Annotated in this window: 14 protein-coding genes and 1 CRISPR repeat array; of the genes, 9 read left to right on the forward strand and 5 right to left on the reverse strand. The window is 68.2% G+C overall.

What is annotated here, in order from left to right; all coding sequences use genetic code 11:
* Positions 1 to 127: 127 nt before the first annotated feature.
* A complete protein-coding gene (locus tag BUF17_RS13320; protein WP_073630015.1) occupies positions 128 to 829 on the reverse strand; it encodes a ribonuclease T2 family protein in 702 nt (233 codons plus the stop codon).
* A 62-nt stretch (positions 830 to 891) separates the two neighbouring features.
* Entirely contained in the window at positions 892 to 1,356 is a 465-nt protein-coding gene (locus BUF17_RS13325) for a hypothetical protein (RefSeq protein ID WP_073629483.1), read from the reverse strand.
* A 351-nt stretch (positions 1,357 to 1,707) separates the two neighbouring features.
* On the opposite strand from BUF17_RS13325, the gene BUF17_RS13330 reads away from it, so the two are divergent.
* Both BUF17_RS13330 and BUF17_RS13335 read left to right on the forward strand, forming a co-directional pair.
* Positions 1,708 to 2,427: a DUF1013 domain-containing protein gene (locus tag BUF17_RS13330; RefSeq protein ID WP_073629485.1), complete on the forward strand. Its 720-nt coding sequence runs from the start codon at positions 1,708 to 1,710 to the stop codon at positions 2,425 to 2,427.
* 252 nt (positions 2,428 to 2,679) lie between these two features.
* On the forward strand, positions 2,680 to 3,552 hold the full coding sequence (locus tag BUF17_RS13335) for a 23S rRNA (adenine(2030)-N(6))-methyltransferase RlmJ (RefSeq protein WP_073630017.1): 873 nt from the start codon (positions 2,680 to 2,682) through the stop codon (positions 3,550 to 3,552).
* A 30-nt stretch (positions 3,553 to 3,582) separates the two neighbouring features.
* Here BUF17_RS13335 and BUF17_RS13340 read toward each other — a convergent pair whose 3' ends face one another.
* On the reverse strand, positions 3,583 to 4,575 hold the full coding sequence (locus tag BUF17_RS13340; RefSeq protein WP_084564705.1) for an AraC family transcriptional regulator: 993 nt from the start codon (positions 4,573 to 4,575) through the stop codon (positions 3,583 to 3,585).
* 149 nt (positions 4,576 to 4,724) lie between these two features.
* On the opposite strand from BUF17_RS13340, the gene BUF17_RS13345 reads away from it, so the two are divergent.
* From BUF17_RS13345 to cas2, 5 genes are all read left to right on the forward strand, one after another.
* Complete coding sequence (locus BUF17_RS13345; protein WP_073629487.1) at positions 4,725 to 5,615, forward strand: SDR family oxidoreductase; 891 nt, start codon at positions 4,725 to 4,727, stop codon at positions 5,613 to 5,615.
* A gap of 291 nt (positions 5,616 to 5,906) precedes the next feature.
* Entirely contained in the window at positions 5,907 to 9,122 is a 3,216-nt protein-coding gene (gene cas9 / locus BUF17_RS13350) for a type II CRISPR RNA-guided endonuclease Cas9 (RefSeq protein WP_073629489.1), read from the forward strand.
* Positions 9,123 to 9,133: 11 nt separating this feature from the next.
* Positions 9,134 to 9,313 (forward strand): hypothetical protein, encoded by a 180-nt coding sequence (locus tag BUF17_RS13355; protein ID WP_073629491.1) that lies wholly within the window; start codon positions 9,134 to 9,136, stop codon positions 9,311 to 9,313.
* Positions 9,314 to 9,350: 37 nt separating this feature from the next.
* Positions 9,351 to 10,178, forward strand: coding sequence for a type II CRISPR-associated endonuclease Cas1 (cas1, locus tag BUF17_RS13360; protein WP_428977652.1), 828 nt, complete (start codon positions 9,351 to 9,353; stop codon positions 10,176 to 10,178).
* 31 nt (positions 10,179 to 10,209) lie between these two features.
* Positions 10,210 to 10,557, forward strand: a complete 348-nt coding sequence (gene cas2 / locus BUF17_RS13365) for a CRISPR-associated endonuclease Cas2 (protein WP_244530881.1) — start codon at positions 10,210 to 10,212, stop codon at positions 10,555 to 10,557.
* 72 nt (positions 10,558 to 10,629) lie between these two features.
* Positions 10,630 to 11,061: direct repeats of the CRISPR family, unit length 36 nt; unit sequence GGTTTAGCAGTTCAGAAATCGCAGGCCAACCGCAAC.
* A gap of 70 nt (positions 11,062 to 11,131) precedes the next feature.
* On the opposite strand, the gene BUF17_RS13370 is transcribed toward cas2, so the two are convergent.
* Positions 11,132 to 11,734 (reverse strand): TetR/AcrR family transcriptional regulator, encoded by a 603-nt coding sequence (locus BUF17_RS13370; protein ID WP_073629495.1) that lies wholly within the window; start codon positions 11,732 to 11,734, stop codon positions 11,132 to 11,134.
* Between the two features lie 214 nt (positions 11,735 to 11,948).
* On the opposite strand from BUF17_RS13370, the gene BUF17_RS13375 reads away from it, so the two are divergent.
* Entirely contained in the window at positions 11,949 to 12,704 is a 756-nt protein-coding gene (locus BUF17_RS13375; RefSeq protein ID WP_073630021.1) for an SDR family NAD(P)-dependent oxidoreductase, read from the forward strand.
* A gap of 85 nt (positions 12,705 to 12,789) precedes the next feature.
* Here the strand turns inward: BUF17_RS13375 and BUF17_RS13380 are convergent, their stop codons facing one another.
* A complete protein-coding gene (locus tag BUF17_RS13380) occupies positions 12,790 to 13,161 on the reverse strand; it encodes a hypothetical protein (protein ID WP_073629497.1) in 372 nt (123 codons plus the stop codon).
* Positions 13,162 to 13,273: 112 nt separating this feature from the next.
* Between BUF17_RS13380 and BUF17_RS13385 the strand changes: the two genes are divergently transcribed.
* On the forward strand, positions 13,274 to 13,816 hold the full coding sequence (locus BUF17_RS13385) for a hypothetical protein (protein ID WP_073629499.1): 543 nt from the start codon (positions 13,274 to 13,276) through the stop codon (positions 13,814 to 13,816).

A 13,816-nucleotide genomic window follows, 5' to 3' on the forward strand; every position in this document is an offset into this window, starting at 1 on the left:
GTCACCCGGTTCAATCTTCTGCTTTCTGTTCTCGTCCGCATCGCGTCGACCGGACGGATCTATGCTCTAGCCAATCGGGCCGGGAAATAAAACCGCGACGGGGATGACGGGACAGCGCGCCCCGGTCTCAGCTGCCGCCCCGGACGGGCGGCATCACCACCGTCGCGGCCCGGCACGCGGAGCGCTCCAGGGCCTGGCAGGTGCGGAACTTCAGGTCCTTCGTCAGACACACCCGCACCTCGGACAGCCGCCCGCGCGAGCACAGGATCGAGATGCCGTCCGCCTTCAGGCCCGGATTGGCGGTGAGGAACGCGCGCTCCACCGCCGCCGGGGCAATGGTGACGGGGGCTGCGAGCGCGGCGAAGGCCGGCGGCACGGCCACGGCGTCGCGCGCGCTGCGCACGGCGGCGAAATAGCCGGCGGCATCGAGGCCGGAGCAGGTGCCGTGCTTGTTCCACTCATGGCGCACGAGACCCGGGCTCGGCATCAGGTCGAGCATCCCGTCGACCGTCTTGCGGGGCAGGCGGGGCGGGGGCGAGAGGCAGTCGGACGGATAGCCCCATTCGTATTGCGGCCAGAGTCCGTGCACCACGAACGCATAGGGCCGTCCGCCGCCACACTGCATGCCGGCGTTAGCGGAACTGCGTCCGGCGCAATAGGTCGGCGACCAGGACAGCGACAGCACGTAGAAATCGAACTGGCCGGGCACGCCGTTGCGCGCCTCCGGCGGCTCGGCGGCCAGGGAGGGCTGAAGCGCGGCCGCAATCAAGCCAGCGCCGAACAGGCACCGCCGGACGATGCGCGCGGTGACCTCTGCGACCCTTCGCAAGCGCGTGCCGGCCTTCACGCCGGCAAGCCTGTCTTTGCCCCGTGCGGAGATCGTTCTGCCGCTCACTGCGACGGCGGCATCATCACGGTGGAGCAGTTGGCGCCGTAGACGAACCACTTATCCTTGCCCGTCATGCAGGTCTCCACGTTCCAGGAGACGCCGACGAAGCCATAGTTCTGCGCGATGACATAATAGGCCGGGTTGACCATGCCGCTCGACAAGGCGAGCTGCGCCGAGCAATAGCGCTTGGCGTACGGATTCTCAGGGCCGACGACGACGCCAGTTTCCAGAATATGGCTGGCGCCCTGCACGGTCACGCCGTCGTAGTAGGAGGGAATGGCGCGGGCGATCGAGCGGGCGACGGCGCTCTGCACCGCACTGTCGTCGCAGGCCGGCACCGGTGCCTTCGCGGCGGCCATGCCCGGCAGCGGCGCGGGGGTCGCCAGATCGGCAGCGAAGGCCGGCTGGACAGCGAGCGCGGTGACGGCGAGAACGCAGGCGAGAAGCGGAGAATGGCGAGCGGACATCGTGTCGGTTCCCTGCGGAGGACGCGGCGGGCGGCTGCATGGCAGGCGTCCGCAAGACAAGCAACTGCAGGCCAAGGCCGAATCGCTGCAGCGCGGGCAGCCGCTCCCCTTGTCCCATGATGGAGAAACCATGGTCGAGCGCCCGCATCCGGTCAAGCGCACCGGTGCCACAGCCCGGCGATTTCGACGGCAGCGGGCCGTTCGCCCGCGGGCAGGGCACGCGCACGCGGGTTCCGTTTGCGTCAGGCGGCTTGCATACTTATAATGGCGCTTTCCCCAATCCGACATGACGTCGAAAAAGGGCTCTCGCGGTGGAAAACCCGCGGGACGCGCACAGGAGGAGTTTGACCGATGGCCACGCCGCTCATGCCGAAGGCGACCGCCGTCTGGCTCGTCGAGAACACGTCCCTGACCTTCGAGCAGATCGCGAATTTCTGCAAGCTGCACCCGCTCGAGGTGAAGGCCATCGCCGACGGCGAGGCCGCCCAGGGCATCAAGGGGCTCGACCCGATCCTCACCGGCCAGCTCACGCGCGACGAGATCAATCGCGCCCAGATCGACCGAGGTCACGTCCTGAAGCTCGCCGATCGCAAGGTGCGCGTGCCCGAGAGCAAGCGCCGCGGCCCGCGCTACACCCCGGTTTCGAAGCGGCAGGACCGGCCGAATGCCATCCTCTGGCTGCTGCGCAACCATCCGGAGATGAAGGACGCGCAGATCATGCGCCTCGTCGGCACCACCAAGTCGACGATCGCCTCGATCCGCGAGCGCACCCACTGGAACGCCCAGCACCTGACGGCGATGGATCCGGTCAGCCTCGGCCTGTGCAGCCAGATCGAACTCGACCTGGAAGTCGAGAAGGCCGCCAAGTCCGCACCGCGCCGCGAGGAAGAGGGGACCGGCCTCGGTACCCTCATCCCCGTCGAGGAGACGACGGCGCCGGACGCGCTGGCGGCGTTCGAGCGCGGTGGTCGCTCGGAGCCCGAGGAAGAGGAAGAGCTCGACGCGCAGGCGGTGTTCGCCAAGCTCAGCGCCATGAAGCGCTCGCCCGACGAGGACGACGACGAGCAGTAAGGGGCGACGGCGCCTTTGTCCGATTTCCCGCTCCTCCAGGGCCGATCTGATCGGCTTGGTCCGGGGAGCGGGTTCTCTCCCGTCCGCCCACCGCCGCCCATCTGACCCCGCCACGGGCGGCGTTTTCGTGGACGGTCCCGCGGGGAGCGTCGCGGACGCCGTTTCCGGCGGCGTGAGCGGGCGGGCGACGGCCCGATGCGCCGGCTGGCCGCCTCGCCGGTTCCCGACAGAACGGCCTTTGAGCGTCTCGCGATGAACTATCGTCACGCCTTTCATGCAGGCAACTTCGCCGACGTGGTGAAGCACGCCGTGATCGCCCGCATCATCGCGCACCTCAGGCGGAAGGACGCGCCGTTCCGGGTGATCGATACCCACGCCGGCATCGGGCTGTACGATCTCTCGGCCGACGAGGCCGTCCGCACCGGCGAATGGCGCGAGGGGATCGGCCGGGTGATCGCGGCCCGTCGCCCGCCGGAGGTGGAGGCGCTGCTCGCGCCCTGGCTCGACGTCGTCGCCGCCGTGAACACCGAGCACACGGCGCCCGATCGCGTCGACGACGGAGGCCTGTCCTTCTACCCGGGCTCGCCGTTGCTGATGCGCCGGCTGCTGCGTCCGCAGGACGCGCTCACGGCGGTCGAATTGCACCCGGCCGACTTTCAGGTCCTCGCCGATCTTTTCTTTCGCGACCGCCAGGTCAAGGCGGTCGAACTCGACGGCTGGCTCGCGCTCGGCTCGTTCGTGCCGCCGAAGGAGCGTCGCGGTCTGGTGGTGGTCGATCCGGCCTTCGAAGAGCCCGGCGAGATGGAACGCCTCGCCGACGGCCTGATCCGCGCCTACGGGCGCTGGCCGACCGGCACCTATATCGGCTGGTATCCCATCAAGTCCGTCGCGCAAGTTGACACCATGCACCGCCGCCTGCTGGACGCGGGCATCGGTGGGCTTCTCGCCATTGACCTGTTCGTGCGAACCGTTTCGGACGGGCCGTTGCCCGGGGCGGGGCTCGTGGTGATCAATCCGCCGTGGACGCTGAAGGACGAACTCGCCGTGCTTATGCCCTGGTTCCGCGATCTGCTGGCCCAGGGCGCCGGAGCTGCCTTCCGCGTGCTGCCGCTCGCGGAGCGCTGACGAAAGACCGCCGGTCGGTCTGCGGCCGGTTCATGCAGGCGATCGGGCCGCCACCGTCGTCGGGCCGGAGCTTTCGCCGGCCGCGGCCTCCCAGAGGCCGGGGGTGGCATCGGCCGTGTTGCCGTCGCGGCCATATTGGCGGGGCGAGCGGCCCATGACGCGCTTGAACGCGGCGCTGAACGCACTTTCCGATTCATAGCCGAGCGCCAGCGCGATGGCCGAGATCGGCTCGTCTGTGTTCACGAGCCGGTCGCCGGCGAGCAGCATCCGCCAGCGCGTCAGGTAGTCCATCGCAGAAAGCCCGACCATCTGCTTGAACTTCAGTGCGAACACCGAACGCGACATGCCGGCCCGTTCCGCCAGCGCCTGCAGCGTCCACCGGCGTGCCGGCTCGGCATGCATGGCGTTGATCGCCGCGCTCATCTGCCGGTCGGCGAGGGCGAACAGCCAGCCGACGCCCCCCTCGACCCCCTCCGCCAGATGCAGCCGCAGCGCCTGGACGAGCACGAGGTGCGCGAGGTGCTGGGCCACCAAGAATCCGCCCGGCTGCCGGTCGCGCAGTTCCTGCCGCATCCGCTCGATGGCCCAGCGCAGCGCCTCCTTGTCGGCCTCCTTGCGCAGGTGGACCACCGGGGGCAGCATGCCGAGCAGGACACCGGCATGATTGCCGGCAAGGGCGAAATGGCCGCCGACGATGGAGAACTCCCCGCCGCCGTTGATGGTGGCGATGCTGCCGTTTCTCCGGGTGGGGAAATAGACCCGGGCATCCTCAGGCTCGACCGCGAGGTCGCTCGCGAGGCGGAACGAGCGGCCGCGCGGCAGCAGGAAGCAGTCCCCGGTCCGCAGGCGGACCGGCTGCGGAACCCCGTCCACCGAAAGCCAGCACGCACCGCCCGCCACGACATAGCACTTGATGCCCTCATGCTGGCCGAAGCGGATGGCCCAGTCGCCACCGGCATCGAACCCGCCGAACATGTAGCTGCGCGGCTTCAGCACCGACAGCACGTCGGAGAGCGGGTCCATCATGGGGATTGCCTCCACGGACGTTGCCGCGATGCCTCGGACGATCGCGACAGAAATACAGACCTTGCAGCATAGATCGTATTTCGCGCGGGTCTATCTTGCTCGTCGCGCCGCGAAAGCGGCCGCCAATCACGAGAAGGATTCACTCGATGCGTGTCTTCGTCACCGGAGCGACGGGCTTCGTAGGCTCCGCAATCGTGCGGGAACTGATCGGCGCGGGGCATGAGGTGCGCGGCCTTGCACGGTCCGAGGCCGGCGCGCGGGCGCTGGCCGAAACCGGCGCCGCCGTCCATCGCGGCGATCTGCAGGATCTGGAAAGCCTCCGCCAGGGAGCGGCCGGGATGGATGCGGTGATCCACACGGCCTTCATCCACGATTTCTCGCGCTTCAAGGAGAACTGCGAGGTCGACCGGCGCGTGATCGGCGCGCTCGCGGATGCTCTGGGATCCGGGCGTCCGCTGATCGTCACCTCCGGCACGGGCCTGTTGCCCTCCGGCCGGCTTGCGACCGAAGACGACGAGGTGCCCGCCTCTGCCGCCATTCCGAGGATCGCCTCGGAGCAGGCCGCTGCGGAGGCATCCGCCCGTGGTGTCGACGTGCGGGTGGTGCGGCTGCCGCCCTCCGTCCACGGTGACGGCGACCACGGCTTCGTGCCGCTGCTGATCGGCCTCGCGCGGGAGAAGGGCCTCTCCGCCTATATCGGCGAGGGCGGCAATGTCTGGCCGGCGGTGCACCGCTTCGACGCGGCCCGGCTCTACCGGCTCGTGCTGGAAAAGGGGACGGCGGGCGCCCGCTTCCATGGTGTCGCCGAGGACGGCGTGCCGTTCCGCCGGATCGCCGAGGTGATCGGCCGCCGGCTGAACCTGCCGGTCATGTCCCTGAGCGGCGAAGATGTGGCGGCGCATTTCGGCTGGTTCGCGCATTTCGCCGGGATCGACAATCGTGCCACGGGCCACAAGACCCGGGATGCTCTCAGCTGGCGCCCCGAGGAGGCGGGCCTGATCGAGGACCTCGACCGCCCGGCCTATTTCGCGACGTGACACTGCAGGCGCGGTGCAGGCCGCATCCGGGTTGCATCCGCACACTGCGCGGGCATAGGCGAAGCCGCTGGCGGAAATGGAAAAGGCGAGGCCGTAGCCTCGCCCTTATTTGGTGCAGCCAAGCTGCTTGTTAACAGCTGGCCTGCGATTTCTGAACGATCGATCTTCGGCAAAGCACGCGCGCAAGTCAACATCGATCCTCGTCTTTACGGCGATCTGCAATTCCGGATTATGATTCTCGCAACTTTGAGTCGTTCGGCGTTCCGATGCCGGGTGAAAAGGGGGCGAGACATGGCTCGGGAGCTGGGCATCGACATCGGCACCAACAGCATCGGCTGGTGCCTGATCGGGGACGGGCGCATCGTCGATATCGGCGTGCGCATCTTCGGCGACGGGCGCGATCCGAAGTCGAGGGCGTCGCTTGCCGTGGACCGGCGGGTGGCGAGGGCGATGCGGCGGCGGCGGGATCGCTATCTCGGCCGTCGCGCGGCCTTTCTCGCCAGGCTGATCGAACACGGGCTGATGCCGGGCGACCTGCCGGACCCGTCCATCCGTCAGCGTCGCGGGCGGCAGCCGGTGCCGAACGACGCGGCCCGCGCGCTCGCCGATCTCAATCCCTACGACCTGCGCCGCCGCGCGCTGACGGAGCGGCTCGACCCCCACGAGATCGGCCGCGCCCTGTTCGCGCTCGGCCAGCGGCGCGGCTTCAGGAGCAACCGCAAGGCCGACCGCCGCCGCAAAGACAACGAGGATGGCAAGATCGCCACCGGCGCGCAGGCGCTGGATAGCGCGCTCGATGGCCGCACCCTCGGCGCCTTCCTCGCAGACCGCATCGCCGAGGGCAGGCCGGCCCGCGTGCGCATGGGCGGCGAGAACCAGGCCTACGACTTCTATCCGCAGCGCCGCCATGTCGAGGCCGAGTTCGAGGCCATCTGGCAGGCCCAGGCCGCCCACCATCCGGGCCTTATGACCGAGGCCGCACGCACTGCGCTCCACCGCATCCTGTTCTTCCAGCGGCCGCTGAAGGCGGTGGAGGTCGGCTACTGCACCTTCGCCGGCATGGCGGGGGTTCCGGCGGACGAGCGGCGGCTGGCGAAATCGCACCCCCTGTTCCAGGAGCGGCGGCTCTATGAGGAGGTGAATCATCTCCGCATCGTCGTCCCCGGTGCCGGGGAGCGTCCGCTCACCAGGTCCGAGCGCGACAAGCTGATCATGAAGCTTCAGGACCGGAAGAAGGTCAGCTTCGACAGCCTCGCCAAGCTGTTGAAACTCGGCGACGGCGAGCGCTTCAACAAGCAGAGCGACACCCGCAAGGACCTCGCCGGCAACGAGGTGCGCGCCGAACTTTCCGACAGGAAGCGGTTCGGCCCGCGCTGGAACGGCTTTGGCCTCGACGAGCAGCTGCGGATCATCGACCGGCTGGAGAACGAGGAGAATCCGGACGCGCTGCTGGCGTGGCTGAAGGCGGAGTACGACCTCGACGATGCGGCGGCGGCGGCCGTCGCCGCCGCGCACCTGCCCGAGGGACATGGCCGCTTCGGCGAAACGGCGACGCGGCGGCTGCTCGAGCACTTGCGGGAGGACGTCGTCACCTACGACAAGGCGGCGCACGCCGCCGGCTTCCACCACAGCGACCACCGCACCGGGGAGAGCTTCGATGCCTTGCCCTATTATGGCGAGGTGCTCGCCCGCGACATCGCGCCGGGCAAGGCTGAATATGCCGATCCGCTGGAACGGCGTTTCGGCAAGATCACCAACCCGACGGTTCACATCGGGATGCGCCAGCTTCAGAAGCTGGTGAACGCCGTGATCGCGGTGCACGGCAAGCCGGACCGGATCGTGGTCGAACTGGCGCGCGAACTGAAGCTGAACGACGAGGAGCGCGAGGAACACCGCCGGCGCATCCGGCGCGACACCGAGGCGGCCGCGGCCCGCGGCGACAAGCTGAAAGCCGAAGGGATTGCCGATACCGGCGCGAACCGGGCGCTGCTGCGGCTGTGGGAGGAGGCGAACCCGGCCAACCCGATGGATCGCCGCTGTCCCTATTGCGGCAAGCCCATCGGCATCCGTCAGCTCTTCACCGGCGAGGCGGATATCGACCACGTCATTCCCTATTCCCGCTCGCTCGACGACAGCGCGGGCAACAAGGTCGTGGCTCACCGCTCCTGCAACCGGGAGAAGGGCAACCAGACGCCGTTCGAGCGCTGGGGCGGCGACCCGGAGCGGTGGGACACCATCAGCGCGCAGGTCGCGCGGATGCACAGGTCGAAGCAATGGCGCTTCGGGCCGGACGCGGCGGAGCGCGTCGAGCGCGACGGCGGGTTCATCGCCCGCCAGCTCACGGACACGCAATATCTCTCCCGCCTGGCCGGCAAATATCTGCGCTGCCTCTACCCGACCGCCGAGAGCGGCCGCGTCGACGTGATTCCCGGCCGGATGACCGCGATGCTCAGGCGCATCTGGGGCCTCAACAGCCTGCTGCCCGACCACAACTTCGTCGAGAACGAGCATTCGAACGCGCCCAAGAACCGGCTGGACCATCGCCACCACGCCATCGACGCCGCGGTGGCCGCGGTGACTGACAGGGGCCTGATGCAGCGGATCGCCTATGCCGCCGCCCGCGCCGAGGAAAAGGAACTCGACCGCCTGTTTGAGGATCTGGCGCAGCCCTGGGACGGGTTCCGCGAGGAACTGCGCGGCCGGCTCGGCCGCGTCCGCGCCAGCCACAAGCCCGATCACGGCCGCAAGGGAAAACCCTCGCGGAACCGCGACGTCACCGCCGGCCGGCTTCACAACGACACCGCCTATGGCCTGACCGGGGAGATGGCGGCGGACGGCAAGACGCCGATCGTGGTGCATCGCGTGCCGCTCGCGAGCCTCAAGCCGGGCGACATCCTCGATCCCGGCCGCATCCCGGACGACGCCTTGCGCCAGGCCCTGTTCGAGGCGACGCGCGATCATGCCGGCAAGGCGTTCGAGCAGGCGCTGGCACGCTTCGCGAAGGAGCATCCCGTCTTCAGGGGCATCCGCCGCGTGCGGGTGCGCGAGCCGCTCAACGTCATCCCGATCCGCGACCGCGAGGGCCGGCCCTACAAGGCCTACAAGGGTGACGCCAACGCGCGCTTCGATGTGTGGCGGCTGCCGGACGGCAAGTGGAAGGCGGACGTCATCTCCCAGTTCGAGGCCCACCGCCCCGACACCGGGGACCGCCGTCCTCACCCGGCGGCGAGGAAGGTGCTGAGCCTGCGCCAGAACGACGTGATCGCGATCGAGCGGGATGGCGCCCCCGTCGAGCTGCTGCGTGTCGTGGGACTGAACCAGCAGGGCAACCTGACACTCGTGCCGCCCAACGAGGCCGGTCCGCTGAAGGCGCGCGACAAGGAGGCCAACGATGTCGATCCGTTCAAGTACACCTATCTCGCGGCAAGCACGTTGAAGAAGCTGAAGGCGCGCCAGGTCCGCATCGATCCGCTCGGCCGGGTCTTCGATCCCGGCCCGCGCGAGTAGAGGAGGGCGGCATGGAGCGGATCGTCGATATCGCGAGCGACGGGCTGCACCTGTCCGTCCATCGCGGCTTTCTCCTGGTCGAGAAGGACCGCGTCGAGGTCGGCCGCATCGCGCTCGACGACATCCATGCCGTCGTCGTCCATGCCTATGGCGTGACAGGAGCATATCCCGTTCAGATCGGATCGATCTGAACGACAAGGATATGCTCAAGCTTTTGAATCTGGAGCGATTTCTTGTCGATCTGATGTTCCATCAGATCGGAAAGCGCTCTGGAGCGGTAATCTCGTCGCTGGGCTCGCCGGGCGCGGTGCGCCGATCGTGTTCTGCGGCGCGAACCATTCGCCCGTTGCCGTCACCTTGCCGCTGGAAGGACACCACGCGCAGAGCGCGCGGATGCAGGCGCAACTCGGCGCGTCGAAGCCGCTGATGAAGCAGCTCTGGCGGAAGATCGTCGCGGCCAAGATCGCGATGCAGGGTTCGCTGCTTGCCGCGCGCGGCATCGAGGGTACGGAGGCCTTTCCCTTGATCGCCCGGCGCGTGAGTTCCGGCGACAAGGAGAACCTGGAGGCACAAGCTGCACGCCGCTACTGGCCGCTTCTGATGGGAGCGCGGTTTCGCCGCGACCGCGACAGCGGCGGCGTCAACGGGCTGCTCAACTACGGCTACGCGGTGATGCGGGCGACATGCGCCCGCGCCGTGGTGGCCGCCGGGCTGCATCCCACCCTCGGCATCCAGCATTCCAATCGTGGTAATGCGTTCGCCCTGGCCGACGATCTCGTCGAACCGTTCCGGCCTTTGGTCGACGCTCTGGCCGAGACCATGGCGCGGGAGGGTATCGAGGTGCTGGACCCGGCGATGAAGCGGCGTTTCGCGCGCCTGATCGCCTTCGATCTCAGGATTGCGGGCGAGGCGTCACCCGTCTCCGTCGCCGCGGCCCGGCTCGCGCTGTCGCTTGCCCGGGCGTTCGAAACCGGCCGCGCCGAGCTTGCATTGTTCGACCCGCCGACGGCGATGGAGTGGGATGCGGCTGGCCGTATCGACGATGGCAACCCGTGATGCGGGGCGAGCCATGATGCGGGGGCGACCCGTGAGCGCGGGCGATGCGGCACACCTGAGCGGGTACCGGCTGATGTGGATCTTCGTGATGTTCGACTTGCCGGTGGGCACGAAGAAGCAGATGCGGGATGCGACGCGGTTTCGCACGTTCCTGCTCGACGACGGCTACGAGATGAGCCAGTTTTCTGTCTATGCGCGCTTCTGCAACGGCCGCGACAGCTTCGAAGCACACTTGAAGCGGATCGAGGCCAATCTACCGGAAAAGGGAGACGTTCATGTGCTCACCTTCACCGACCGGCAGTATGAGGCGATCGTCCGATTCTCCAGCCAGCGGCGCCAGAAGCCCCGCAAGAATCCCGATCAGCTGGCACTGTTCTAGTTATGTCCGGCGGAACCTGCCGACCAGATGCCTCGATTTCCCGTTTGAAAACAAAGGGTTATCGACGCATCTGGTTTAGCAGTTCAGAAATCGCAGGCCAACCGCAACGCCCCTTCGCACTCGACGCATCGGCGGGCTGGTTTAGCAGTTCAGAAATCGCAGGCCAACCGCAACATCGAGCCATGGTTACAGCGCGGCCATCTCGGTTTAGCAGTTCAGAAATCGCAGGCCAACCGCAACGTGACGCGGGCAATCGAGACGTTCCGGCTCGGTTTAGCAGTTCAGAAATCGCAGGCCAACCGCAACCACCGCCATCGAAACCCACCGCCTCAACCAGGTTTAGCAGTTCAGAAATCGCAGGCCAACCGCAACCGCGAGAAGACGGCCCATATCTGGGAGCGCGGTTTAGCAGTTCAGAAATCGCAGGCCAACCGCAACCAAACTCTCGTGATGGTAAGCAATCTCCGGGGTTTAGCAGTTCAGAAATCGCAGGCCAACCGCAACATCTCGACGGTTGAGCCCGGCGCCGCCGTGAGTTTAGCAGTTCAGAAATCCCCGGCCAACCAACCGCGCCTCAGCCTGCCTTGCCGCGCCCGGCCGAGGGCCAGGTCGCGAGGACGTGGTCGATGACGGCGATGAGGTCGGCGCGCGTCGCGCCCGCCTTGGCCTGGATGGCCATGCCCTGCGCTACCGTCATGACGAAGCGCGCCAGTGCCGCGCAATCGGCGCCGGAGGCCAGTTCGCCCTCGGCGCGCGCGCGCTCCAGCCGCTCCTTCAGGTCCGCCTCCGCGGCGACGCGGCGCCTGACCAGTTCCTGGCGGATGGATTCGGTCTCGTCCGAGCACGCGAGAGCGCCGTTGATGCCGAGGCAGCCGCGGGCGTGCGCGTGCATGGTCTGCACCTCCGCCGAGCCGACGAGAATGCGCCGGACCACGGCGCGGCTGTCCGGCTCGTCCAGCGCCTCGCGCATGAAGGCCATGTATTTGGCGTCGTAGCGCGCCACCGCGCGGCGAAACAGCGCCTCCTTGTTGCCGAAGGCGGCATAGAGCCCGGGGCGCGCCACGCCGGTGGCCTGCGTCAGGTCCTCGAACGAGGCGCCCTCATAGCCCTTGCGCCAGAACACGCACAGCGCCGCATCCAGCGCCTGGTCCACGTCGAATTCCCGGTGTCGTCCCATCGCGGCCTCGTTTCGATACCGCTCGTTATAAAACGATTGGCGCCCGCCGTCCATGTAAAGTAACGATCGTTATCGTAACGGTTGGTATCGAATCAGTTCGCGCCGATCCTTGCCGCCGCCTCGTTCGGGCGGCGCCCCGGTTTCGCACGCCTCGGCGCGTGCCGCGGCCGGCATGGCGGAACCCCTCCGCCTGCCACCCTTCATGGAGTTTCAGATGAGCAGAACACTCGCGGGCAAGGTTGCCCTCGTCACCGGCGGCTCGCGCGGCCTTGGCGCGGCGACGGCCGCGGCCCTCGCCGATGCCGGCGCGGATGTGGCGATCAGCTATGTCGCCTCGGCGGAGAAGGCGGCGGCGGTCGTCGCGGACCTCAAGGCGCGGGGCGTCCGCGCCGCCGCGATCCGGGCGGACCAGGGCGATCCGGCGGGCGCCGAACCACTGGTGCGCGCTGTGGTGGACACGTTCGGCCGGCTCGACATTCTCGTCAACAATGCCGGCGTCGCGGTGCAGGGCCACACCATCGACGATCCGGCGATCGACAATGCCGCCATGGACCGGCAGTGGGCGGTGAACACCGCCGGCGTGATCGCGAACATCCGCGCCGCCGTGCGGGTGCTGCCCGAGGGCGGCCGCATCATCTCGGTCGGCTCCGGGCTCGGCACCCGCGTGGCGTTCCCGTTGACGACGGATTATGCCGCCACCAAGGCCGCCATCGTCGGCTACACCATGGGCGCGGCGCGCGATCTCGGCCCCCGCGGCATCACCGTCAACGTGGTGCAGCCGGGTCTGATGGACACCGACATGGCCGCCGCCTCGAAGGACAACCTGCCGCCCATCGTGATGGATTCTCTCGCGATCCGCCGCTTCGCGCGGCTGGAGGAGGTGGCGGCGACCATCGTCTTCCTCGCCGGCCCCGATGCCGGCTACATCACCGGCGCCGTGATCGACGTGAGCGGCGGCTTCACCGCCTGACCGCGCCGGCCCGCCCGTGCGGAAGAGGCGGGCGAGGGGAGCATGGCGGTGGCCGTGCTCCCCGTCGTGCGGATCGGAAAGCGCTCTAGAGGCAGCCCGCACGGCTCAGCATGTCCTCGACGAGGATGGGGGTCGCCGCGGTCTTGCCCCACGTCGCCTTGTCCGTGCGAGCGAACGCGGCGAGGGCTGCATCGCTGGAAATGCCGAGCGGGCGGGAACAGGTCATCCTGATGGAGGAACGCCGCCCGGCTTCGGCCACCAGCAGGCCGGTGGTTTCCCCGACGCCGGCGAGATAGGCCATCGCCGCATTCCGAGCGGCGTTGTCCGTTGGCGCGCGCTCGATCAGCTCGACGACCTGGGCGACGGAGATCGCCCCGGTAGGTGTGGAAGGGGTGGCCTGAGCCGGCAGGGCGAGGCCGAGCGACAGCGTCAGCAGCGTGGCGAGTCTGGCGTTCATGGGCAAACTCCATTATCGTAAAACAACAATTCACGCTTATCAGCGGCCAAAGATTATTGTCAAACAATAATTTTTGGTCCATAACTCGATCCCGAACCGGAGGGGGAGAGAGATGAAGAACCGAGGCGGTCTCGTCTTCGCGGGCGAGGTGGGGGCGCAGGCGGCCCATCGGCCGTCGCCGCGCGCGCGGATCGCGTTCAGCGCGCTCGGCGTGTTGGCCCTGGGGCTGGCGGTTTTGTTGCCGGCGCTGGCGATCGGCTACTGGCTGGCCGGCGCAGGGCATGTGGGCTACGGCGCCGCCATGCAGTTCGTCGCGATCGCGACGGCGCTGCTGCATCTCCTGCCCATGAGCTGGGGTTTGCTGCGGCTGCGCGTGTGCCTCGCGCAGTTCGCGGCGGGGCGGCCGTTCGCTGCCGAAGGCATCGCCGGGCTGCGCGACTTCGCCCTGGGAACCGGATTGAGCGCCCTGGCGAAGCCGTTTGCCGGCATGCTGTTTACGCTGGCGCTGGGCTGGAACGGTGGCCCGAAGCAGATCGCCATCGAGATCAGCTCCGACGTGATGATCCTGGCCGTGTTTGCGGGCGTCGTCGCGTCGTTGGCCTGGGCCATGGAAAAGGCGGCCGCGCTCGCCGAAGAAAACAGTCAGTTCATCTGA

Source organism: Pseudoxanthobacter soli DSM 19599 (assembly GCF_900148505.1).
GTDB lineage: Bacteria > Pseudomonadota > Alphaproteobacteria > Rhizobiales > Segnochrobactraceae > Pseudoxanthobacter > Pseudoxanthobacter soli.

Excerpts from the sequence above, each read along its gene's own strand:
- BUF17_RS13325 (WP_073629483.1), bottom strand. The coding sequence starts at position 1,356 with ATGTCCGCTCGCCATTCTCCGCTTCTCGCCTGCGTTCTCGCCGTCACC.
- BUF17_RS13330 (WP_073629485.1), top strand. The coding sequence starts at position 1,708 with ATGGCCACGCCGCTCATGCCGAAGGCGACCGCCGTCTGGCTCGTCGAG.
- BUF17_RS13335 (WP_073630017.1), top strand. The coding sequence starts at position 2,680 with ATGAACTATCGTCACGCCTTTCATGCAGGCAACTTCGCCGACGTGGTG.
- BUF17_RS13340 (WP_084564705.1), bottom strand. The coding sequence starts at position 4,575 with ATGGACCCGCTCTCCGACGTGCTGTCGGTGCTGAAGCCGCGCAGCTAC.
- BUF17_RS13345 (WP_073629487.1), top strand. The coding sequence starts at position 4,725 with ATGCGTGTCTTCGTCACCGGAGCGACGGGCTTCGTAGGCTCCGCAATC.
- cas9 (WP_073629489.1), top strand. The coding sequence starts at position 5,907 with ATGGCTCGGGAGCTGGGCATCGACATCGGCACCAACAGCATCGGCTGG.
- BUF17_RS13355 (WP_073629491.1), top strand. The coding sequence starts at position 9,134 with ATGGAGCGGATCGTCGATATCGCGAGCGACGGGCTGCACCTGTCCGTC.
- BUF17_RS13370 (WP_073629495.1), bottom strand. The coding sequence starts at position 11,734 with ATGGGACGACACCGGGAATTCGACGTGGACCAGGCGCTGGATGCGGCG.
- BUF17_RS13375 (WP_073630021.1), top strand. The coding sequence starts at position 11,949 with ATGAGCAGAACACTCGCGGGCAAGGTTGCCCTCGTCACCGGCGGCTCG.
- BUF17_RS13380 (WP_073629497.1), bottom strand. The coding sequence starts at position 13,161 with ATGAACGCCAGACTCGCCACGCTGCTGACGCTGTCGCTCGGCCTCGCC.
- BUF17_RS13385 (WP_073629499.1), top strand. The coding sequence starts at position 13,274 with ATGAAGAACCGAGGCGGTCTCGTCTTCGCGGGCGAGGTGGGGGCGCAG.